The organism is Streptomyces sp. CNT360 (assembly GCF_000424785.1).
The window spans coordinates 19,455-41,861 of record NZ_AUKO01000029.1 but is presented as its reverse complement, the minus strand read 5'-3'; the positions used below and the strand labels follow the sequence as shown (position 1 = coordinate 41,861).

17 protein-coding genes and 2 pseudogenes are annotated in these 22,407 nt (G+C 73.2%); 12 read left to right on the top strand and 7 right to left on the bottom strand.

The window, feature by feature from the left end:
* Positions 1-28: 28 nt before the first annotated feature.
* From H297_RS0121770 to H297_RS0121760, 3 genes are all read left to right on the top strand, one after another.
* Positions 29-1,081: a GlxA family transcriptional regulator gene (locus H297_RS0121770; RefSeq protein ID WP_486589613.1), complete on the top strand. Its 1,053-nt coding sequence runs from the start codon at positions 29-31 to the stop codon at positions 1,079-1,081.
* A gap of 190 nt (positions 1,082-1,271) precedes the next feature.
* Entirely contained in the window at positions 1,272-2,195 is a 924-nt protein-coding gene (locus H297_RS0121765) for a formylglycine-generating enzyme family protein (RefSeq protein WP_486589612.1), read from the top strand.
* Between the two features lie 174 nt (positions 2,196-2,369).
* Positions 2,370-3,128 carry a DUF4232 domain-containing protein gene (locus tag H297_RS0121760; protein ID WP_051352066.1) on the top strand — a complete coding sequence of 253 codons (759 nt, stop codon included), beginning with the start codon at positions 2,370-2,372 and terminating at the stop codon, positions 3,126-3,128.
* A 78-nt stretch (positions 3,129-3,206) separates the two neighbouring features.
* Here H297_RS0121760 and H297_RS44475 read toward each other — a convergent pair.
* Positions 3,207-3,365 (bottom strand): annotated as a pseudogene (locus H297_RS44475) (metallophosphoesterase family protein); the annotation flags it as partial.
* Positions 3,366-3,445: 80 nt separating this feature from the next.
* Between H297_RS44475 and H297_RS41940 the strand changes: the two are divergent.
* From H297_RS41940 to H297_RS44470, 6 genes and pseudogenes are all read left to right on the top strand, one after another.
* Positions 3,446-3,649 (top strand): annotated as a pseudogene (locus tag H297_RS41940) (phytanoyl-CoA dioxygenase); the annotation flags it as partial.
* Between the two features lie 203 nt (positions 3,650-3,852).
* Positions 3,853-4,179 (top strand): SseB family protein, encoded by a 327-nt coding sequence (locus H297_RS0121750; protein ID WP_027738779.1) that lies wholly within the window; start codon positions 3,853-3,855, stop codon positions 4,177-4,179.
* 2 nt (positions 4,180-4,181) lie between these two features.
* Positions 4,182-4,772, top strand: a complete 591-nt coding sequence (locus H297_RS0121745; protein ID WP_027738778.1) for a hypothetical protein — start codon at positions 4,182-4,184, stop codon at positions 4,770-4,772.
* Positions 4,769-9,166 carry an RHS repeat domain-containing protein gene (locus H297_RS37725; protein WP_078514430.1) on the top strand — a complete coding sequence of 1,466 codons (4,398 nt, stop codon included), beginning with the start codon at positions 4,769-4,771 and terminating at the stop codon, positions 9,164-9,166. The genes H297_RS0121745 and H297_RS37725 overlap by 4 nt, the downstream gene beginning before the upstream one ends.
* A 9-nt stretch (positions 9,167-9,175) precedes the next feature.
* Entirely contained in the window at positions 9,176-9,907 is a 732-nt protein-coding gene (locus H297_RS40415; RefSeq protein WP_051352065.1) for a barstar family protein, read from the top strand.
* 277 nt (positions 9,908-10,184) lie between these two features.
* On the top strand, positions 10,185-11,432 hold the full coding sequence (locus H297_RS44470) for a barstar family protein (RefSeq protein WP_486589611.1): 1,248 nt from the start codon (positions 10,185-10,187) through the stop codon (positions 11,430-11,432).
* Here H297_RS44470 and H297_RS0121720 read toward each other — a convergent pair.
* The 3 genes from H297_RS0121720 to H297_RS0121710 form a co-directional block, all read right to left on the bottom strand.
* Entirely contained in the window at positions 11,405-12,127 is a 723-nt protein-coding gene (locus tag H297_RS0121720; RefSeq protein WP_027738777.1) for a DUF7342 family protein, read from the bottom strand. The two genes, H297_RS44470 and H297_RS0121720, sit on opposite strands and share 28 nt — an antisense overlap.
* Before the next feature lie 140 nt (positions 12,128-12,267).
* Complete coding sequence (locus H297_RS40790) at positions 12,268-14,196, bottom strand: ATP-binding protein (protein WP_051352064.1); 1,929 nt, start codon at positions 14,194-14,196, stop codon at positions 12,268-12,270.
* A 123-nt stretch (positions 14,197-14,319) separates the two neighbouring features.
* Positions 14,320-15,858 (bottom strand): citrate:proton symporter, encoded by a 1,539-nt coding sequence (locus tag H297_RS0121710; RefSeq protein WP_027738776.1) that lies wholly within the window; start codon positions 15,856-15,858, stop codon positions 14,320-14,322.
* A gap of 337 nt (positions 15,859-16,195) precedes the next feature.
* Here H297_RS0121710 and H297_RS0121705 point away from each other — a divergent pair, with 337 nt between their 5' ends.
* From H297_RS0121705 to H297_RS40410, 3 genes are all read left to right on the top strand, one after another.
* Positions 16,196-16,864: an alpha/beta family hydrolase gene (locus tag H297_RS0121705; protein ID WP_027738775.1), complete on the top strand. Its 669-nt coding sequence runs from the start codon at positions 16,196-16,198 to the stop codon at positions 16,862-16,864.
* A gap of 54 nt (positions 16,865-16,918) precedes the next feature.
* Complete coding sequence (locus H297_RS0121700) at positions 16,919-17,569, top strand: phosphoribosyltransferase family protein (RefSeq protein ID WP_027738774.1); 651 nt, start codon at positions 16,919-16,921, stop codon at positions 17,567-17,569.
* A 236-nt stretch (positions 17,570-17,805) separates the two neighbouring features.
* Positions 17,806-18,309 carry a hypothetical protein gene (locus tag H297_RS40410; RefSeq protein WP_027738773.1) on the top strand — a complete coding sequence of 168 codons (504 nt, stop codon included), beginning with the start codon at positions 17,806-17,808 and terminating at the stop codon, positions 18,307-18,309.
* A 64-nt stretch (positions 18,310-18,373) separates the two neighbouring features.
* Here the strand turns inward: H297_RS40410 and H297_RS0121690 are convergent, their stop codons facing one another.
* The 3 genes from H297_RS0121690 to H297_RS0121680 all read right to left on the bottom strand — a co-directional run bounded on the left by H297_RS0121690 (position 18,374) and on the right by H297_RS0121680 (position 22,232).
* Complete coding sequence (locus H297_RS0121690; protein ID WP_027738772.1) at positions 18,374-18,847, bottom strand: ANTAR domain-containing protein; 474 nt, start codon at positions 18,845-18,847, stop codon at positions 18,374-18,376.
* A 288-nt stretch (positions 18,848-19,135) separates the two neighbouring features.
* Positions 19,136-20,584 carry a hypothetical protein gene (locus H297_RS0121685; protein WP_027738771.1) on the bottom strand — a complete coding sequence of 483 codons (1,449 nt, stop codon included), beginning with the start codon at positions 20,582-20,584 and terminating at the stop codon, positions 19,136-19,138.
* 433 nt (positions 20,585-21,017) lie between these two features.
* Positions 21,018-22,232: a serine hydrolase domain-containing protein gene (locus H297_RS0121680; protein WP_027738770.1), complete on the bottom strand. Its 1,215-nt coding sequence runs from the start codon at positions 22,230-22,232 to the stop codon at positions 21,018-21,020.
* Between the last annotated feature and the right edge of the window lie 175 nt (positions 22,233-22,407).

Here is a 22,407-nt window from a genome sequence, read left to right as displayed (position 1 = left end):
CGCCCCCACGAGTGGCATGGTGGCCGCCATGCGCAAGAAAAACGACACACGAACCGACGCACGCGGGGAGCTCCGCACACACCGGGAGCAGCGGGCGCGCCGGGCGCACCGGGTCGCGCTCGCGGTGACGGCGGGGGCGCCGGTCTTCGAGCTGGCGGTCCCCTGCGAGGTGTTCGGCACCGCACGGCCGGACCTGTCCGACCCCTGGTACGACCTGCGGCTGTGTGCCGAAGCACCCGACACCGCCGTCGCGGGCGGCTTCCGCACCACCGCAGCCGGCTCCCTCGACGACCTGGTCGAGGCGGACACGGTCGTCGTCCCGGCCTGCGCGAACGTCCACGAACGCCAGCCCCCGGCGCTGGTCGCGGCCGTACGCGAAGCACACCGCCGCGGTGCGCGGGTGGCGTCGGTCTGCTCCGGCGCCTTCGTGCTGGCCGAGGCCGGCCTGCTCGACGGCCGCCGGGCCACCACCCACTGGATGCACGCCGAGTCCCTCGCCCGCCGCTACCCCCGCGTCCGGGTGGACGCCACCGTCCTCTACACCCAGGACGGGGACGTGCACACCTCGGCCGGTACGGCAGCCGCGCTCGACCTGTGCCTCGAACTCGTCCGGCAGGACCGCGGCACCGCCGTCGCCAACGCCCTGGCGCGCCGCCTGGTGACACCGCCCCACCGCACCGCCGACCAGGCCCAGTACATGACCGCCCCCGTGCAGCCCGCGTCCCCCGCCTCGGCGCTGGCCGACGTCACCGCCTGGGCCCTGGACAACCTCTCCGCCCCGCTCCGCCTGTGCGACCTGGCCGAGCGGGCCCACCTGAGCGAGCGGCAGCTCACCCGCCGGTTCCTCACCACCTACGGGCGCACACCCGGCGAGTGGCTCGTCCGCGAGCGGCTCCGCCGGGCGCAGGAGCTGCTGGAGGCGACGGCCCGCACCGTCGACCGGATCGCGGAGGACTGCGGCTTCCGGACCGCCGCGGGACTGCGCGCCGCGTTCGCCCGCCACCTGCACACCTCGCCCAGCGCCTACCGCGCGGCGTGGTCCACCCGGCAGCCCGCCGGGACCGGGCAGGTCAGACGTTGACGCGACGCGCGCGCAGCGACCACGATGCGGCCATGACCTCGCCGCACGTCCGCCCTCCAGCACCCCGCCGGACACCGGAGCAGGACCGGTGAGCGGCGCCTGCTGCGGACCCGCCCGTGAAACCGCCGCGGTCCCCCCTGCCACCACGCCCGCCGCCCCCGAGTCACCCGATGGTCCGCAGGACGTACCGGTGGCCTCCCGCTCCCGGGCCGACCTGCTGCGCGGCATGGTGCGCATCCCCGGCGGGCCGTTCCTGATGGGCGGGGAGGACGAGGACGCCGTGCCCGGCGACGGGGAAGGGCCTGTGCGACAGGTCACCGTCTCGTCCTTCCACATCGACGCGACCTGTGTGACGAACGCGCAGTTCGCCGTCTTCGTCAACGCCACGGGGCACCGGACGGAGGCCGAACGCTTCGGCTGGAGCTACGTCTTCGCCCCGCTCGTCCCCCGCGCCGCCCACGGCGCCGTCCTCCCCGGCACCGTGCCGGGCGCGCCCTGGTGGCGGGCGGTGGAGGGCGCCTACTGGCGGGCGCCGGAGGGCCCCGGCTCCGCGGTCGGGGACCGCGCCCAGCACCCCGTCGTCCACGTCTCCTGGAACGACGCGTGCGCCTACGCGCGCTGGGCGGGCAAGCGGCTGCCCACGGAGGCCGAGTGGGAGAAGGCCGCGCGCGGCGGTCTCGTCGGGGCCCGCTTCCCCTGGGGTGACGAGCTGACGCCCCGTGGCCGGCACCGCTGCAACATCTGGCAGGGCCGCTTCCCCGACCATCACACCGGCGAGGCCGGCCCCCTCGGTACGGCTTCCGCCAAGGCGTTCGCGCCGAACGGGTACGGCCTGCACAACGTGTCCGGCAACGTGTGGGAGTGGTGCGCCGACCGCTTCTCCGCCGACTGGCACGCCGCCGACCGCCCCGCGACGCGGAACGATCCCCTCGGACCCCCGGGCGGCGCCAACCGCGTGCTGCGCGGCGGCTCGTACCTGTGCCACCACTCGTACTGCAACCGCTACCGCGTCGCCGCCCGCACCGCGAACGCGCCCGACAGTTCGACAGGGCACGGCGGGTTCCGCTGCGCGGTGTCGGTCTTTGGCGAGCCGCCCGTCGGGGAGGAGCCGTGACGCGGCGGCGCGACGGGAAGCCCAGACCCCGAAAGGTGTGACCTGCTTCACACGCGCGCTCATGAACAAGCCCCGCCCGGTCGCCATCTCAGTGCACATACCGACCAGCGACCGGCCGGGACGCCCCAGGGGAGAGGGGCGGCCTTGCCGCACCGACACCCATGGGGGGACCTCGTGAAGACCATCCGCCGCACTCGCCGCACCGCCCGCACCGCCGGCCTGGTGGGCCTGACTGCCGCCGCCGCGTTCTCGCTGACCGCCTGCCAGGGCGACGACAGCAACGACGGTGCTGCCAACTCCTCGTCGCCCGCCGCGGCGTCGAAGGACTCGGGCGCCACCGGCTCGGACACCGGCGGGAACGGCGGCAACAGCGGTGCGCAGAACGGCACCGGGGGCGGCGACGGGGGCAGCGGCGGCACGAGCGCCCGCGGCGGAAACGCCGGCAAGGGCGGAAACGCCGGCAAGGGCGGAAGCGCCGGAAGCGCCGGAAGCACTGCGGGTTCGGGCTCCGACTCCCAGGGCACCACGTGCGCCCTCGGCACCACCACCGTCGGTCTCCAGCAGACCGGCGGCACCGCGCCGGTCATCCTGCTCAAAGCCACCAACAACGGCAGCACCCGCTGCGACCTGTACGGCTACCCGCTGGTGGGGTACCCGAACGCCCAGGCTCCGATCGCGGAGGGCGGCGGCAAGCCGCAGGCCGTGGTCTCCCTGGAACCGGGCAAGTCCGCCTACGCCGCGCTCGGTCTGGCGGAGGGTGACGGCGCCGACGTGCACCGCGAGAAGCGGCTGACGGTCGAGTTGGCCGACCGCACCCTGCACGGCACCGGCAGCCCCGCCAACCTCGACGCTCCCGAAGGCGCCGGCCTCGCCCTCGGCGACAGCTCCACCGTCTCCTACTGGAACACCACCATCGAGCAGGCGATGCAGTAACCGGTGCAGGGCCGCGGGCCTCAAGGCTCGCGGCTGCGGACGCCCCCGCGGCACGAAGGCCGCGGGGGCGTCCGCACGTTCCCGGTCGGCGTTCCCGCTGATCCACACGGTACGGTCGCCGGCGAGCACCACGCGGTCGGCATCTCGCACGTCCGGCTCGGCAAGCACCGCCTCCACCTCCAGGGCGGGCAGAACTCCACGGGTGCCGGAGAGAACGGCTACGCGGTTCAGCACCATTCCTCATCGTGCGGCGCGGACGTCGGGCTTTGGGCCGGCGCGCCCGAAACGTCACCGTACCCGAGCGGTCACCGTGCCGCCTCGCCCAGGCGACGGGGAGCCCGGGGGACGTGTACCTGTGCCATCCGGTCCTGGTGCACGCCGTGCAGCCGCACCACGGCACGCGGCCCCGCTTCCTGGCGCAGCCGCCGCTGTACCCGGCGGTGCCCTGCGCGTCGGAGCGGCCCGCGGGAGGCCACTCCTCCGTGGAGACGGCGATCCGCCGGGGGCTCGGCAGGGAGTGAGGGACGACAGCGGGGCGGCGCAACGAGCGCGTCAGGGAGCAGCGGTCGCGTCGGAGGAGGTGCGGTCCGGTGCGTCACAACTCCGTCGCAACGGAGCCTCAGACCGTCGCCGAAATACTGAACTGTCGGACAGGCGTGCCATCATCAGCGCACACAGGCGTCCAAAATGGCCTCGGGCGGGACGGTCGGAGGAGGGGGTAGGGATGTCGCTGCGCGACCTGGTGCACAAGGAGTCAGCCGCACGGATGACTCCGTCCCAGCGGCTGGCTCAACTGCGCGCCACCCGGTTGTACTTCCAGCGCCCGGAACGCCCGGGCTTCTTCGTGTCCGAGACGGCCGAAGGGCCCGTGGTACCGGTCTTCACCTCCTGGGAGGCGCTCGCGCTGTTCGCCGGGGTGTGCGACTGGGCGTCCACCACGGCGGAAGACCTGGTGGAGCTGCTTCCCGAGGGGGTGCGGGCGCTGGTGGATCCGCTGGGACCACGGCCGTTCCTGCTGGAGGCGGCGACGCTGGAAGCCGAGGAGGAGTAGCGATGTCGGGGGACGGGGAGCACGGCCCCAAGCCGGGGGACGGCTATGCCATCGAGATCGCGAAGGTGCGCAAGATCCTGACGCCCCTGGAGGAGTCCGTCGTCGCCGCGCGCAAGGTCAAGGACGACTGGAAGCCGATGGCGAGCGGCATCCAGAACGCGGCCACCTACGACATCGAGAAGCCCGCCAAGGACGTGCTGGAGAAGTGGGGCTTCGGCATGGGCCGGGTCGCCGAGCACACCGACACGATCGTCGAGACCCTGCGGCAGGTCATCGCGGCGTACATGATGGCCGACCTGCTGCGGATCAAGGACTTCTCGCCGACCGAGGACAACATCGCCAAGCTCCCGTTCGGCGAACACGGCCTGCGGGCCTGGAAGGACGGGGACCGCCCCCACTTCGACCCGCCGCCCGAGATCTACCAGGAACCGTGGCTCGACGGCGGCGGTGGCGGCGACGGGGGCTCGGGGCACGGCGGCGGTGACGGCACGCACGTCACGGGCGAGTTGCCCACCAACCCCCGTTACCAGGTCGCCGGTCCCGGCGGCGAGGGATGGGTGACCGACGGCGGCGGGAAGGGCAACATCGCATGACGCAGAAGGACGCGATGGAGGGCGGGACCCCCGAGCGGATACCCCTGCACGCCGAGCCCGACGACGTCATCCCCGGCGACCCCGACAAGATCGACGATCTCGTCGTCAGGCTCAAGGCCTACGCGGGTGCCTTCAAGGACGGCAACGAGAAGCTGACCGACCTGTCCCTCCTGCCGTGGACCGGCGCCGCCTCGGACAGCTTCGAGGACGCCAGCAAGTACCTGCCCAGGGAACTGGAGTCGGCCCGCAAGTACTTCACCTCGGCGGCGGGCGCCCTGGACGCGTACGCGGACAAGCTGCGGTCCGTGCAGAAGCGGGTCAAGCCGATCATCAAGGACGCGGACGAGATCCGGGCCGCCTCCACGAAGCACTGGAAGGACTGGAAGGACTACCAGGCGGCGAAGGACCGCGGTGACGAGCCACTGCCCGACAAACCGCCGGAGGACGACCCGATCAGCGGCCTCGACGGCTGCTACCGCAGGCTCGACAAGCTGGAGAGCGAACTCCAGGGCGTCGTCGACACCTCCAAGAGCAAGCTCGACAAGGCCGCCGAGAAGGCACCCGACCCGCCCAAGGGCTGGAACCGCTTCAAGAAGGGGGCCGGCGACTTCCTCGGCGGGATGGGCGACAGCGCCAAGGGCATGTGGAAGCAGTTCGAGTACATGGTCGAGGACGGGCCGGGCGGCGCCAGTCTCCAGCTCGCCGGCATGGTCGACGGCGCCGCCTACGCCATCGACCACCCCAAGGAGTTCGCCAAGGCCGTCAGCAACTGGGACGAGTGGCAGCGCAACCCCTCCCGGGCCGCGGGCCAGCTCACCCCCGACGTGCTGCTCGCCCTCGCCACCGGCGGCGGTGGCGCCGCACGCAAGGGCGCCTCCGCCGCCAAGAGCGCCGCCCAGCGGCTGGCGCGCCGCGAACGCGCCCTGCGCCGCGACGGCAGCGCCGCCAGGCGCGCCGACGGCGAGCCGAACAAGCACGACAAGTGCAACAGTGAGAGGTGCGGTGAGGGCGAGCCCGTCGACGTCGCGACGGGTGAGATGTTCATGTCCGCCACGGACGTGGACCTGCCCGGCGCCCTGCCGCTCGTTCTGGAGCGCCACTACGTCTCCGGGCACCCGTGCGGCGGCTGGTTCGGCCCCAGTTGGGCGGCGACGCTCGACCAGCGTCTCGAACTCGACGACAAGGGTGTCGTCTACGTCGCGGACGACGGCATGGTGCTGCGCTACCCGGTGCCCGACCCGGAGACCCCCACCCTGCCCGTGTCCGGGCCCCGCTGGCCGCTGCGCTGGGACGGCAAGCCGGACGGCACCTTCACCCTCACCGTCCCGGAGGAGAACCGGCGCCTGCACTTCTCCCGCCTCCCGGTGGGCGGCCCGGAACTGGCGCTGCACGCGGTCACCGACCGCAGCGGCGAGGGCGACCGCATCACCTTCGCCTACGACGAGCACGGCCTGCCCACGCACATCGCCCACTCCGGCGGCTACCGGATCGCCGTGGAGACCGACCGCGCCCTGCACCGCGTCACCGCCCTGCACCTGCTGCACGGCGACGCGTACCAGCACCGCACCCGGCTGGTCGCCTTCACCTACACCGAGGGCGGCGACCTGGAAGGCGTCGTCAACTCCACCGGCAAGCCGCTGCTCTTCCGCTACGACGACGAGCACCGCATCACGTCCTGGAAGGACCGCAACGGCACCGCGTTCGCCTACGTCTACGACCACCGGGGCCGCGTCCTGCGCACCGTCGGGCCGACCGGCATCCTCTCCGGCCGCTTCCGCTACGACGACACCACGCGCACCACCCGCTACACCGACTCGCAGGGCCACGAGACGACCTACGTGCTCGACGAGGCGTACAAGGTCGTCGAGGTCACCGACGCGCTCGGCCACACCACCCGCACCGAGTGGGACGAGACCGGCCGCCACCCCGTCGCCGTCACCGACCCGCTGGGCCGCACGGTCCGCTACGACTACGACGAGGCGGGCTGCCTCACCCGCATCGAGCGCCCCGACGGCACGCACGCCGAGGCCGTGTACGACGACGACAGCCTCCCCCTTCAGATCCGCGAACCCGGCGGGGCGGTGTGGCGCCACACCTACGACGACCGCGGCGCCCGCACCTCCACCACCGACCCGACGGGCGCGACCACCCACTGGACCTACGACGCGGCGGGCCATCTCGCCTCCGTCACGGACGCGCTCGACCGCACCACGACGGTGGCCACGAACGCGGCCGGCCTCCCGGTGGCCGTCACCGACCCGCTCGGGCACACCACCCACGTCCGCCGCGGCCCGCACGGCCGCGTCACCGCCCTCACCGACCCGCTGGGCCACACCACCCGCCTCGGCTGGACCATCGAGGGCAGGCCCGCCTGGCGGGAGCACCCGGACGGAACCCGCGAGGAGTGGAAGTGGGACTGCGAGGGCAACCTCGCCAAGCACACCGACCAGGCCGGCCACACCACCACCTGGACCCGCACCCACTTCGACCTGCCGACCACCCGCACCGACCCGGACGGCACCCGGTACGCCTTCGCGTACGACACGGAGCTGCGCCTGGTCGCCGTCACCAACCCGCAGGGCCGCGAGTGGCGTTACACGTACGACGCGGCCGGCCGCCTCGCCGCGGAGACCGACTTCAACGGCGCGGCACTGACCTACGAGCACGATGCGGCGGGCCGCCTCACCGCCCGGACCAACGCGCTCGGGCAGACCCTGCGCTCCACGCACGACGCCCTCGGGCGGGTCCTCACCGAGCACGACGAGACAGCCGGCGAGACGACGACCTTCGCCTACGACGCGGGCGGCGCCCTGGCCCGCGCCCGCCACGGCGACACCGTCCTCACCCTCGAACGGGACCCGGCGGGACGCCTCGTGTCCGAGACCGTCGACGGCCGCCGGACCTCCTACACCTACGACGCGGTGGGCAACCGGCTCACCCGCACCACACCGTCAGGGCTCACCTCGTCGTGGACGTACGACGCCGCCGACCGGCCCCGCACCCTCACCACCGGGGGCCAGACCCTCACCTTCACGCACGACGCCGCCGGGCGCGAGACACAGCGCGCCGTCGGCGGTGTCACCCTCACCCAGCGCTGGGATGAGACCGACCGGCTCACCGGCCAGACCGTCACCTCCCCGGGCGACGAGCTCCTCCAGCACCGCTCCTACGCCTACCGGCCCGACGGATACGTCACCGAGATCCGCGAACTCACCTCCGGCACCCGCCACTTCGACCTCGACCCGGCCGGCCGGGTCACCGGGGTGCAGGCGCACGGCTGGACGGAGCGGTACGCCTACGACGCGGCCGGCAACCAGACCCGCGCCGAAGCCCCCGGCCACCCCGACGCCGGCGCACGCGTCCACGAGGGCACCCTCGTCCGCAGCGCCGGCCGCACCACCTACGAACACGACGCCGCGGGGCGCCTCGTGAGCAGGACCCGCCGGCTCCTCAGCGGCAGAACCCGCACCTGGTCCTACACCTGGGACGCCCACGACCGCCTCACCGAGGCGGTGACCCCCGACGGCGAGACCTGGACCTACACCTACGACCCGCTGGGCCGCCGCCTCATCAGAACCGGCCCCGAAGGGCGCCCCCTCACCTTCGCCTGGGACATGACCCGCCTCGCGGAAGAGGTCACCGAGGACGGGGCCGCACGCACCTGGGAGTACGCCCCGGCGACCCACCGCCCCCTCACCCAGGTGACCAGCGAACTGGGTGTGACGCACTACCGCGCGGTGGTCACCGACGCCACCGGCACCCCGACCGAACTGTTCACCCCGGACGGCCACCCGACCTGGCACCACCGCACCACCCTCTGGGGCACCCCCCTCCCAGCCCCCACCACCCCGGAAACCTGCCCCCTCCGCTTTCCCGGCCAGTACGCCGACGCGGAGACGGGACTGCACTACAACTTCCATCGATACTACGATCCGGCGACCGCCCGTTACCTGACCCCGGACCCCCTCGGCCTCAGTCCCAGCCCGCACGACTTCACGTACGTGATCAACCCGTACTCCTGGTCCGATCCGCTGGGTCTCAAGGAATGCCCGAAGGACAAGAAGACGCCGCCCCGCTTGTCCGATCCATGGCCCCAGGGACTGCGGAAGACTTTCGTCAAGGCCTACGAGGACATCCGTGCCGGAGGAGGCGAAAGGCAGACCGATCCCCATACAGGGCAACCGAAGACTTTCCAGGGGACTCACAAGCCGCACGAGCGGCCGTGGGCCGGCGCCGAGGAATACCGCGTACCGGGCGCAAAGGACCCGGAGAACTCCCGGATCCTCGTCAAGACGCTGCCGGACGGCCGTAAAGTGATGGGATGGTCCGACGACCACTACGCGACCATCCACCCCTTCAAAGCGCCTCATTTCCCTGATGACGGCTGGAAGTGAGCCACAGCGATGTACAGACTCGTGGAAGACGAAACGCAACGGGAGCTTCTCACCGCAGTCGATGTCGACGGTTTCTTCGTCTCCTCCTCAGCCGACTCCACAGTCATCACCCTCATCGGCACCTCCTCCAGTCCCTCCACCGTGCCGGTGCTGTTCGAAGACGTGGAGTTGCAGATCTGGGACGTCCACAGCAGGGAGATCGGCTCGTACTACATCGGCAGAGTCGAGATCACTGGCATCAACAGCCGCCAGACGACACATGGCCAAACCGATCTGGAAGCGACCTTCTTCGGATACGGAAAGTCCTACCCGTACGCCAGAGCCATTTGGGCGCAGTGGGTCCAGGAAACTCCGCGCGAAACAGGACAGTGGAAGTCCTTGCCCGCAGAGGCCCACCGGAGCTGGTTGCACGTGGCCCAGCAGGCGTGGTTCCGCACTGGGCACAAGGCCGAGAAGCAAGGAGCGGGGAGCGTCTGCGAGATCGAGGGTGCCGACCTGGCCAACATCGACAGCTTCTACTGCGCACTCGGTGAGGCTGTGAACGGGCCAGGAGGGTACTTCGGATCCAACATCAACGCCCTTGCGGACTGTCTCATCAACAGCGGTGCCCGCAAGACAGCCCCCTTCAGTCTCGGGTGGCATGACTTCGAGGCGTCTCGCGACCGCCTCGGCAGCCAGGACTTCGACGAAGTGGTATCGGTCCTGGGCGACTTCGATATCCAGATCTCCCCGTTGCCCTGACCTCCTATGCGATGCACCACCGTCGAACAGCACCCCGAGTTCCGCGGTTTCAGTGTGCGGCCGCGTACACGGAGGAGCTGCCCCGGCTTCTCGGCTCCCTCCCTCCGGGGGCACGCAGGTGCGCCTCGGACGAGGAGCACCACAGCTTCAGCAGCCCGCATGGCGACTTCTCGACGAAGTGCTGCCCGGGGACGGCGGCTGCTCCCAGGAGAGCGAGTTGAGTGACGCGCACAGGGTGTGCCCCGCGTCGCGGCGTCCACACGAGGGGAGAGGGGACTTGGCCCTCGGGGAGGGCGGCTACGTGCTGCACTGCACCCGCGCGGAGAGCGACCTCTACACGGTCCGGGATCTGGTGGGTTTCTTCGGCAGCGAGGGAGAGGCCGCCGCCTTCCGCGCGGTGGGGGCCGGGCGGGTGGCGGAGCCGCCGGTGGCGGCCGGGCACGAGGAGTTGGAGGTCCGGGTCCTCGGGCCGTTCGGGCGGCCCGTCGCCGCGTACACGGTGGGCGACGCACACCTGGCGGAGGAGCAGCGGGCGGACGGTTCGCTCGACGTCCGTGTCACCGGATACCTGCTGGACCCGCCCCGCCGGGGAACCGGCGAGATCTGGTCGCTGTGGCGCCGTCGAAGCGGCCAGGGGCGCCGCAACGCCTGGGCGGGGCTCCGGGAGGACGGCAGGGAGGCGTGGCTGGACGCGGCACGGCTGCGCGCCGTATGGCGCCACCCCCGCCCGCCGACGGCAACGGCACCGGCACAGCCGCCGCACGCCGCCACCTTCGTGCTCGACGGCCGTCACACCACCGACCACGCGGGCCTCTTCTGCGCGCTGGGTGAGGCGCTGAACGGTCCGGGCGGCTACTACGGCGCCTGTACGGACGCGCTCAGGGACTGTCTGCGCGGGGGCTTCGGCCCGGCGGCACCGTTCACTCTCACCTGGCGGCACGCCGGGACAGCCCGTGCCCACGTCCCCCGGGCGGGCGCCGACGTCCTGCGTGTCCTCCGCTCGGCAGGCGTGGCCGTCCGCCCGACGGGTCCGCCACCGACCGCCCTGCACCACCTGTGGGACGACTTCCGACTGCCGCTCGGTGACGCCCTGTACCTGTGCGGGGACGAGGGTGTCGTCGCCGCGTACGAGGTGTCCGGCAGCAACCTGTGCGGCGCCGGCGCGCCGAGCCCGCTGGCGATCGGGGAGCCGTTCGACGTGGAGGCGGCGGCGAGGGACCCGGAGTGGTGCACGTATGCGGACTGCGTCCTGGCGGCGGTGGCGTTGGAGGACGGCGGGGCGCTGTGGGCCGGTGAGGGCTCCCACGGTTCGGAGGGGTTCTTCGCCCGGCTGGGCGCCGATCGCTCCCTGCGGTGGGCGGTGCACTTGGACGACTCGAATCCGTTCGACGCGATCGAGCGGGACGGCGGCGTGGCGGCGTTCCGTTCCACGTCCGGTGTCGCCCTCGCCGTGGACGTCGACGATCCGCGTCGCCGCCCGCCCACGAGCCCGGGCCCTCACGCCACCGGACCGTTCCAGCGGTAGAGGTGCTGGGGGCGGCCCGTCTCACCGTGCTTGAGGCGGCGCCGTACCAGTCCGGCCCCCTCCAGCAGCTTCAGGTACCGCTGCGCGGTCTGCCGGCTGAGGCCCGCGCGGTCGGCCACCTCCTGCGCCGAGAGGGGCTGCTGAGCCGTGTGCAGGACACCGCGTACGAGGTCCGCCGTGAGGACCGAGTGCCCCTTGGGGAGGGTCTCGGCGCTGCCGCCGGGCACCGTGGCGGCGCCGAAGACACGGTCGACCGTCTCCTGGCTGGCCCCGGCCACCGGTGCCGTGGCCAGCTCGTGGCGGAGGGCGGCGTAGCTGTCGAGCTTGCTCCGCAGGTGGGCGAAGGTGAACGGCTTCACCACGTACTGGAGCGCACCGCGCCGCTGGGCGGCGCGGACGGTCCCGGTGTCGCGGGCCGCCGTGACCATGATGACCTCGGCCTCGACGCCGGTGCCGTGCAGGCGGTCGAGGAGGGCCAGCCCTGACTCGTCCGGCAGGTAGTGGTCCAGCAGGACGAGGTCCACGGGGTGGCGGCGCACGAAGAGCAGCGCGTCGGCCGCGCTGTGCACCGCCCCGGCGGCCCGGAAGCCGGGGATCTTGTCGACGTACGCCGCGTTGATGCGGGCGACGTTCGGGTCGTCGTCCACGACGAGGACGTCGATCGCCGTCGGACCTGCCTCGCCCGACGAGCCCACGGCCTCGTCCGTCCGGGGCGCCTCACCCACCTCGTCCACCTCGTCCGCCGAACCGGCCCCGCCCGTCTCCTTCCTCTCCTCCGTCTCGTCCTCCTCGTCCCTCTCGTTCCCCCCGTCCGCAGCGCGGTCCCGCTCCTCCGTCATGGCCGCTTCCCTCGCCCGGCGGGCGCTTCGGTTCCATCGGGCTCTTCGGTTCCTGTGGGCCCCCCGGACTCCTCGGGCGCGCGGAGTGCTGCGGGTACTCCGTCGTTCAGCGGCTGCCTCAGCGCCTCCGGGAGGACGACGCGGAACTCGGCGCCGCCACCGGGTGCGGCGCCGACGCGTACGGTGCCGCCCGCCCGCTCGGCGAACCGCCGCACGAGGGCCAGGCCGAGGCCGCGGTGTGCCCCGTGCGGGGAAGGCCCGGGGTCCGGGTCGGGCGTCTTGGTGGACCAGCCCTCTTCGAAGACCAGCTCGCGTCGCGCGGCCGGCACCCCAGGCCCCGAGTCGCGGACGGTCAGCACCACCGTGGTGCCCTCCGCACCCAGCTCGACCTCGACGGTCGGCTCGGCGCTCCGGGCCGCCGCGTCGAGCGCGTTGTCGACCAGGTTGCCGACGACGGTGACCAGTCCGCTCGGGTCGACGAGGCGGTCCGGCAGCCGGGAGCGGGCCGCCAGTTGCAGTGCGACCCCGCGTTCGGCGGCCACCGCCGCCTTCCCGACCAGCAGCGCGGACAGCAGCGGGTCCCGCACCCGTTCGGTGACCTCTTCCGCGGTGGCCCGGTGCACGCCGAGCGCGTCGGTGACGAACCGGGCCGCCTCGTCGTACAGCTCCAGCTCCAGCAGGCCGAGCAGGGTGTGCAGCCGGTTGGCGTGCTCGTGGTCCTGGGCGCGGAGCGCGTCGAGGAGCCCGCGGGTGCCCTCCAGCTCGCGGCCGAGCCGCTCCAGCTCGGTGCGGTCGCGCAGGGTGACGACGGCTCCGCCGTCCGCGGTGGGCATCCGGTTGGCGACCAGCACCCGGCTGCCGCTGACGGTCACCAGGTCGCGGCCGGTCACCCGCCCGGCCAGCACGTCCGCCGTACGGCCACCACGGCTCTCCCGCGCACCGCCCGCACCCCCCTGGCCGACATCCCCGGCGGGGGCCGGGCTCCCGGTCGGCTCCGCGCCCCCGGCGGGTTCCAGGCCGCCGGGGGCGGCAGCGCTCTCGGTGCCACCGGGACCCTCGGTGCCGCCGGAGCCACGGAGGCCGTCAGGGCCGCGGGTGCCGCCGGTGGCGCCCGCACCGGAGAGGGCCTCCGTCACCGGGAGGCCGAGGGCGTCGGGGCCGAGGCCGAGGAGCCGCTGGGCCTCGTCGTTGACGAGCCGGATGCGTCCGGCCGCGTCGAGGGCGACCACCCCCTCGGCGAGCCCGTGCAGCATCGCCTCGCGCTCCGCCAGCAGCGCGGAGATGTCGGAGAACGCGAGCGCGTGCGTACGGCGGCGCAGCCTGCGGGCGAGCAGGTAGGCGGCCAGCGCCCCGGCGGCGAGGGCACCTCCCGCGTACGTCAGCAGCCCGGGGACGGCGGCCAGCAGTCCGTCGCGGACGTTGGCGTAGTCGATGCCGACGGAGACGGCCCCCACGACGTTCCCTTCGGCGTCGCGCAGCGGTGCCTTGCCGCGCGCGGAGCGGCCGAGGGTGCCCTCGTCGATGGCGGTGACCTCGCGCCCCTCCAGTACGCGGCCCGGCTCGGTGGAGACGTGCCGCCCGACCGCTGAGGGGGACGGGTGCGACCAGCGGATGCCGCGCCGGTCCAGGACGACGACGTACTCGGCGCCCGTGGCCCGCCGCACCCGCTCCGCCTCGCTCTGGAGAGGGCCGCGCGGGGAGGGGACGCGCCCCTCCCGGCGGGCCGCGGCGAGGTCGGCCGCCAGGTCGGGCCGGGCCGCCGTGCTCTGCGCGACGGCGAGGGCGCGGCGCATGGCCTGGCGGTCGAGCTGGTCCCCGAGCGGTGCCAGGAACAGTCCGCTGACCAGGGCGGTCACCCCGACGACGAGTGCGAGCTGGGCGGTCAGCACGTGGGAGAAGACGCGCCGCGGGGGCCGTATGCGCACGGCCGTCTCCTCTCCGTAGGGTGCCTGGCGTTCCGTCCGTTCCGTACTGTCGACCGGAGGAGCGCCTTCCGGTTGAACTCTGCCTGGAAGAGTAAGGGACCTCGCGGGGCCCGGCGGCGGCCGTTACAGGACCCCGAACAGCAGCCCCGCCGCCAGTACCGCCAGCGCCGTGAGCACCGCCCACTTGAGGGTGAACCTGGTGTGCTCGCCGAACTCGACCTTCGCCATCCCGACCAGCACGTAGACCGCCGGGACGAGCGGGCTCGACATGTGCAGCGGCTGCCCGACCAGCGAGGCACGGGCGATCTCCAGCGAGCTGACGCCGTGCGCGGCCCCGGCCTCGGAGAGGATCGGGACGATGCCGAAGTAGAAGCCGTCGTTCGACATCAGGTACGTGAACGGGATGCTGAGGATGCCCGTGACCAGCGCCATGTGCGGCCCGAGCGCGTCGGGGACCGCCCCGACCACGGTGCGGGCCATCTCCTCCACCATGCCCGTACCGGTGAGGACGCCGGTGAAGACCGCTGCCGCGAAGACCATGCCGGAGACGTTCAGCACGTTCTCCGCGTGGGCGGCGATCCTCGCCTTCTGGTCGGCCATGTTGCGGAAGTTGACGGTCAGCGCGAGCGCCGCGCCGAGCAGGAAGAGCACCGGGATCGGCAGCAACTGGGCGATCAGGAGGACGAGGAGCGCGACGGTGAGGGCCGCGTTGAACCAGTACAGCCTGGGCCGCAGGCAGGCCCGGTCCGGGTCCAGCACGTCGGTGTCCGCCGCCCCCGCCCCGGTGCCCGCGGAGCCCGCGGAATGTGCGGAATGTGCGGTGTCCGGGGAGCCCCCCGTCGCCGCGGGGCCGTCCGCTGCTGCGGTGCCGCCATCCTTGCGGAGGGACACCCGCCGGACACCGCCTCGGCCAGCCGCGCCGACACCACCCGTACGGGTACCGGCATGCGCACCAGCACCCACGAGTACGGCAGCCTTGGCCACCGGCTCCGTGTCCGTCTCCGCGCGCGCGGCCCCGCGGTCGGCGGCCGGCCCGTCCAGGGAGAGGGTGCCCAGGCGGCGCCGTTCCCGCAGGCCGAGGAGGTACGCCAGCGCCAGCACGCACAGCATGCCGACGGCGAGGGCCGGGATCATGGGGACGAAGATGTCGCCCGCGTCGAGCTTGAGGGCGGTCGCGGCCCGCGCCGTGGGACCGCCCCAGGGCAAGGTGTTCATGACGCCGTTGGCGGTGGCGGCGACGCCCGTCATCACGACGACGCTCATCCCCAGCCGCCGGTACAGCGGCAGCATGGCGGAGACGGTGATCATGAATGTCGTCGACCCGTCACCGTCCAGCGAGACGATCGCGGCCAGCACGGCAGTGCCCACGACGATCCGCATCGGGTCCGCCTTGCAGAACCGCAGGATGCCGCGGACGACCGGGTCGAAGAGGCCCACGTCGATCATGACGCCGAAGAAGACGATCGCGAACATCAGCATCGCGGCCGTGGGCGCGAGGTCGCCGATCCCGTCGAGTACGTACTTTCCCAGGTGGGCGCCCTGTCCGACCAGCACGCAGAACAGCGCGGGGATGAGGACGAGCGCGGCTATGGGGGACATCTTCTTCGTCATGATCAGCACCAGGAAGGCGGCAATCATGACGAATCCGAGGATCGTCAGCATGGAAAACCCAATCTCTCGCCCGCCGCGACACGGCGGGGGCCCGCACGGGGCCTGAGACAGCAGCCCCGGTGCCCGGCGACGAAGGCGGCAAGGCATGCGGCGGCCCTGGCAAGAGCGGGCCCCGATGCCCTGCGGTCGCCCGACCGTAAGCAGCGCCACACGCCCGTCACAAGGGCGTCATCCGCGAGCAATATGCGCGAAACCCCAGCTCACGGCGGGGTTGCTGGTCGGCGCCCGGTGAGCCGTACGGAGCGCCGCCGCGTGGTTGGGCCGCGCCGCCCACGGGCACCCGGAGAGCGGCCGGACGGGAAACGCCGAGGCGCGGAAGTGATCAGGCATGGCTGCGGAGACCACGGAAACCGTGCAGATCGAAACGGATGACGGCGCCCTTCTGACAGGCGACCTGGCGGTGCCGGACGCGGCGAACGCGACCGTACTGTTCGCCCACGGCAGCGGCAGCTCGCGGTTCAGTCCCCGCAACCGGGCGGTCGCAGCAGCGCTGCGCGAGGAGGGCCTGGCCACGCTGCTGCTCGACCTGTTGACCGGCGAGGAGGAGCACGTGGACGCGGCCACCGCGGAGCACCGCTTCGACATCCCGCTGCTGGGACGTCGGCTGGTGGCGGCGATCGACGCCCTGGGCCGCACCGAGCGGACGGCCGGGCTGCCGGTGGGACTCTTCGGGGCGAGCACCGGCGCGGCGGCCGCGCTGACGGCGGCGGCAGAACGGGGAGGGCCGGTGTACGCGGTGGTCTCGCGGGGCGGCCGCCCCGACCTCGCGGGAGACGCGCTGCCGGAGGTTCTGGCGCCGGTGCTGCTGGTGGTCGGCGGGCACGACGCGGAGGTGCTGCGGCTCAACGAGGCGGCCGCCGACCGGCTGCGGGCCCCGCACCGGCTGCACGTCGTCCCCGGGGCCACGCACCTGTTCGAGGAACCCGGCGCGCTGGAAGAGGTCGCCCGGGAAGCAGCCGCCTGGTTCGCTCTCCCGCCCACCACGGACGGCGAGTGACGACGACGTGTGACGACGGACGACGACCGACGACCTGTGACAGGAGGGACTCCGATGCGTTTCGCAGACCGCACCCAGGCGGGCCGCGAACTCGCCGCTTCGCTCCAGGAGATGCGGCGCCACGAGGGCCTGCCCGACCCCTTGGTGCTGGCGCTCCCCCGCGGCGGCGTACCCGTCGCCGCGGAGGTGGCCCGCGCGCTGGAGGCCCCGCTCGACGTGCTCGTCGCCCGCAAGGTCGCGCTGCCGGGCCGGCCCGAGTACGGGGTCGGGGCCCTCGCCGGTGAGGACCCGCCCGTCTTCGACGGGACGGCGCTGGAGATGCTGGGCATGACGGAGGACCGGCTCTCCTCGTCGGTGGCGCAGGAGCGTATGGAACTCCACCGTCGTGAGGCCCTCTACCGCGGTGACCGCCCGGCACCGCGCGTCGCGGGCCGCACCGTGCTCGTCGTGGACGACGGGCTGGCCACGGGCGTCACCGCCCGCGCCGCGCTCCGCCACGTACGCGGGCAGGGCCCGTCCCGGCTGGTGCTGGCGGCACCGGTCGGAGCGCCGCAGGCCGTCACCGCGCTCAGCACCGAGGCCGATGTGGTGGTCTGTCTGCACCAGCCCGCCGCGTTCGAGGCGGTCGGCCTCTGGTACGACGACTTCCCGCAGACCTCCGACGAGGAGGTGCTCGCCCTCCTTCATGCCGCCCCGGCCCGTTGAGCACTGCACCGCCCGCCCCTTCCTCCCCTGCCCTCCACCGCTGGACGCGGGCCGCCGGATCGTACGAGGTGGGGCCGGTCGGATCGTACGGAACCGGCCAACTGCGAGGTATGCCACAAGAAGCGCTCTGAGGCCCAGGTGTCCCGGTCCGGGGGCGTATGGTCTGCGTCTGGCCGCCCGTGCGCTCGCACGCGGGTGGCCGGTTCTGTGTCCCTGCCCGAGAGGAGAGCCGCCTCATGCCGACCGACAACGGTCACGCTTCGCCGATCTACAACAGCCTGGTCGAGGAGCACGGGGACGTGCCCGCGGACGTCCGCGAGGCCGCTCAGGCTCTTGCGCAGGAAGCCGAACAGGCGCTGGACTTCTCGCCGGTGCACAACCGCCACCCCGATACCGGCAGACCGCAGGCCGCTCCCGCCCAGGGGCCCGACGGCGGCCAGGGCGAACGAACCGGGCCGGCACCTGGGCCCGCACCTGCCCCGCAGTCCGGACAACCGCGGCGCCCCGCACAGGCGCGGCGCCCCGCACAGGCCCCGCGGCCCACACAGGCTCAGGCACAGCCCGCGCCGGCGCCGCAGCCCGTACGGCATGCAGGCCCGGAGCAGTTCGACGGAACCGAGCAGTACGGCGGCGGAGAGCAGTTCGGCGGCGCGGAGCAAGCCGGTTACCCGGACCGGTTCGGCCGGCCGGCGACACCCGCTCCGCAGCCGACCCCCGACGACGGTCAGCGGCAGGACTGACGGACTCCGCCGACCGGGGTCCCCCGCGCAGCGAGACGCCGAAAGGCGCCGCGAGAAGCGGGAGTCACCCGGAAGCGTCGGTACGGACCTGGCGCATGGCGGCAGCCAGGGCCTGCCGCACGGGCCGGGGCACGGGCTCCCCCTCGGCTCCGTCGACCAGCGCGGCGGCGACCCTGCGCAGCTTGACGTTGGAGTGCTGCGAAACCTGCACCAGCACCCACCACGCGGTCCGCGCGTCGCACGGGGCCAGGGCCATCACCATGCCGCGGGCCTGGTCGATCACCGGGCGGGAGTCCAGGGCCTGACGCAGCTGTCCGACCTCGGTCCGCAGTTCCTCGACCTGGTCGCGCAGCTCCCGCTCGTTGTCGTGGGGCTCGGCGGCCCGGGGCTCGGCGTCACGGGTGCCCCACCCACCGTTGTCCGCCGCCTCGGCGGACCGGTCGGCCGCAGGCCACGGCGCCGTAGCGGCGAACGAGGCCGCGGCTCTGCGCCGCGCGCAGGCCACAGACGTCCTCGCGCGACCGGATGCGGCACTCATCGGTCCCCCTGGGGACGAGACGGGTCGGGGCGGATCGAGCCTCGGCGCGCAGGTACGGGCCGACTGGGGCATTCCGCCGAGTACTTCGAGAGTGGACCCGCGACCGCTGCCGCGGCAACCCCGCACCCTCCACGTGTTACCGACACATCACCCCGCGCCCACAGACGGCACCGGGGGCTGTGTCCTCAACCCTCCGGTGCCTACACGGGGCGAGCTCTCTCCCGCGCACTCGGGCAGGTAACCAGTGCAGGGTTCGGTCAAACAGTCCCAGGGGGCCGGGCGGACGCCTCAGAAGCCTCCGCCCCCGCCGAAGTCACCGCCGCTGCCGCCGAATCCCCCGCCGTCCCCGAATTCCCCGCCACCGAAGTCGCGCGAGTCGAAGTCGCCACCGGAGAAGTCACCCCCGGAGAAGTCACCGCCCGCGCCGCCGTCGCCGTCGTAGGCGTCGGCACCGTAGGCGTACGGGCCGAAGAGGCTGCTGCCCAGCAGGGTCCCCATCAGCATCCCGGGGAGCAGCCCGCCGCCGAAGTAGCCCGCGGCCCAGGGTGCGTACACCGGCCCGGCATTCCAGTAGGGACGCGGGCCGCGCGCCGTGCCGACCTCGCGTGTCATGGGCTCCAGCCCGTCCGCCAGCCGGGTGGCGTCGGCGGCGCAGACCGGCACCGTGCGCTCCTCTCCCCCGTCGGGCGGCGCCCAGGTGGCGTCCTCGACCGAGGGACCGTGCCGGGGGTCGAAGAAGCAGGGCGGCCTGCGCTCGGGCAGCGGGTCCCCGTCGAGGCGCGCCTCCAGCGTGGCGAGGGCGAACCGGCCCCGCTCCAGGGACGCGCTCAGCCCGCGTACATCCCGCGCCCGCCGGGCCTTCGCCATGGCGCGCTTGGCCTCCTCGTAGGCGTCGAGCGCTCGGGCGTAGTCGTCGCGGGCGGGTTCGCTCGCGTCCGGGCCCGTCGGGTCGAACCCGATACGGCTCAGCTCCTCGCCGAACGCGGTGATGTCCTCGTCCACCACCGGGCGCAGTTCCTCCAGACCGGCCCGCTCCTGCCGCTCCCGCCGCTTGCGGCTCCGCCGGCTCAGCAGCACCGCGCCGGCCGCGGCCAGCAGGACGAGCACACCCAGGGTGACCACGGCACCGACGCCCCCGCTCCGGCCACCGTCCGGAGCCGCACCGTCGCCGCTCCAGGAGGACGGGGCGGTCCCGTCGGCCTGGTCGAGGGCCTGGTCGACGAAGTCGGTCACGGTGGCCCGCGGGTCGCCGGGGTGCGCCCGCTCGACGGAGCCGGTCACGTTCCGTACCGCGTCGCGGGGCATGACCTGGCTGTCCGCCGCGGCATCGAACCGGTCACCGAGTGCGACCGCGTACACGCCGGTGACGCCGGTCCGGGTCCGCAGGTCCCGCAACAGGGTGGCCCGGTCGAATGCGCCGGTGCCGGGCAGTACGGCGACGAGGACCGGCTTGTCAGCCCGCTCGATGCGGTCCGCCAAGGCGTCGGCGTCAGCGCGCGGGAGCACGTCACGGGCGCGCGGATCCACGTAGACGGGCCCGTCGCGCAGTGCGTCGGCGGCGTCGTCCACCCCACCCGGCGCCGCCCGTGACGACGGCCCCGCCGCCGTCGTCGCCCCCGTCGGCCGCGGTGCGGACGCCGATACCGGCGACGTCGCTGCTGCGAGGGTCAGCACGATGACGGTCACCACGGCGCCGAGCAGCGGTGCGAGGCGGAAGACCCGCCGTACGGGCTTCATAGGTGTGACGATAGCGCAAAAGCCACATTCCGGTCTTTCCGGTCGCCCAGTCGGCCCCGGTGAGGAAAGAGGCGTCCGCCCTCGCCAGAAGCACCATGGCGGGAGCGCTCTCCTCCACGTGGCCGCGCGCCGCACGGGCGTACGCGCGATGTCGGGCTGGCGACCCCCTGCTCGTCATCGCGTCTTCTGGACCAGCGGAATGCCTGCGCGAAGAGCCCGGATCCGGCCGTGAGTTCCATGAACAGCCGCCCCCGGCGCCTCCGCGGGGTCCTACGGCCACGGCCTGCCACGGTTCGCCCGGCCGAAAGCGGGCTCGCCGTCCCAACGGCCCGCGCACTCGGACACCGGGGCACCCTGGCTCCCGGAAAACGGCGACCACGTCGCTGCCCCGTGGCGTTCGGGCAGCGACGCGGTGCGTGGCGGCGACGAGCGGCTACGTGCAGACGGCAGTGTCCACCAGCTCCTGTACGTGCTGATGAACCTTCTGAATCGCCTCCGGCTCGGCAGCCACCGCACTCGACAGCGCCGTGACCGCCACTGTGGCCGCGCGGCCGTCGTCCGTGACGCCGCTGAAGGTCTCGTAGCCGTGGATGGAGCCGCCATGGCCCCACAGCCGGCCACCACAGGAGAGGGGGGTGCGGAAGAGACCCAGGCCGTACTCGGTGTCCGGAGCGACGGAGCCTTCGGCGGCCGGGACCGTGGTGGTCATCTCCTTCAGCTCGGCTGCGTCCAGCACCTCGCCGCCGAGCAGGGCGGAGAAGAAGCGGTTGAGGTCGCGCGGGGTGGTGACGAGCTGCCCTGCGGCCCAGGCCTGCGACGGGTCGAGGCGGGTGATGTCCTTCAGCGGGCCGCCGGGAGTCGTGGAGCCGTAGCCCCTGGGGTGGGTGCCCCGGATACCGCGCTCGCCCGCGGTCGGCCAGTAGGTGTCCTTCAGACCGAGGGGGCGGATGATGCGGTGCGTGATCTCCTCGCCGAAGGGGCGGCCCGTGACCTTTTCGACGAGCAGGCCCGCCAGGATGTAGTTGGTGTTGCTGTACTGCCACTCCGCACCGGGCTCGAACGCGGCCTTCTGGCTCAGGGCGAGGTCGAGCATCTCGCGCGGATTGTAGTACGTGTCGCGGATCTCGAACGGGTTCGGGTCAAGCGACCGGGTGTAGTCGGGCAGGCCGCTGGTGTGCTGGAGCAGGTTGCGTACGGTGATCCGCTTCCCGTCGATGCCGTCGCCGTGCACCAGACCCGGCAGGTAGGTGTCGATCGGTTCGTCCAGCTTCACCCTGCCCTCACCGACCAGTTGGAGCACGACCGCCGCAGTGAACGACTTGGTGTTGCTGCCGGCCCGGACCTGGCCGTTCACCGGTACGGCCGCCCCGGTCTCCCGGTCGCTCGTGCCGGCTGTGTAGTCGCGGACGCGTCCGTGGGAGTCCTCGACGGCGGCCAGCGCGCCGGGGAAACCGTCCTTGTGCACCAGGTTCTCCGCGCCCTCGCTCACGGCGTCGCGGTGACCGGCACGGTGCTCGTCACCGTAGGCCAGGGAACCGCTCACAGCGAGGCCGCCCAGGACCGCGAGCGCGGCGGCCAGCGACACCACACGGCGGCCGCGCTGCTTCTTCAGCTTGTTCCGGGCGGAGGAGCGAGGACGAACGGACACGGGGTTTCCTTCCAACAGGGCTTCCTTCGCGACTCCCTGAGCATGTCGTGGAAGGGCCGCCCGCTCGATGGCACCAACCCGCTGAACGGGGGTGCACCTGGCACCACCCCGGCCCGGGGGTTGAGCCCGACCACCCTATCGAGTCCTCCTCCGCACAACGCCGCATGCGCAGCTC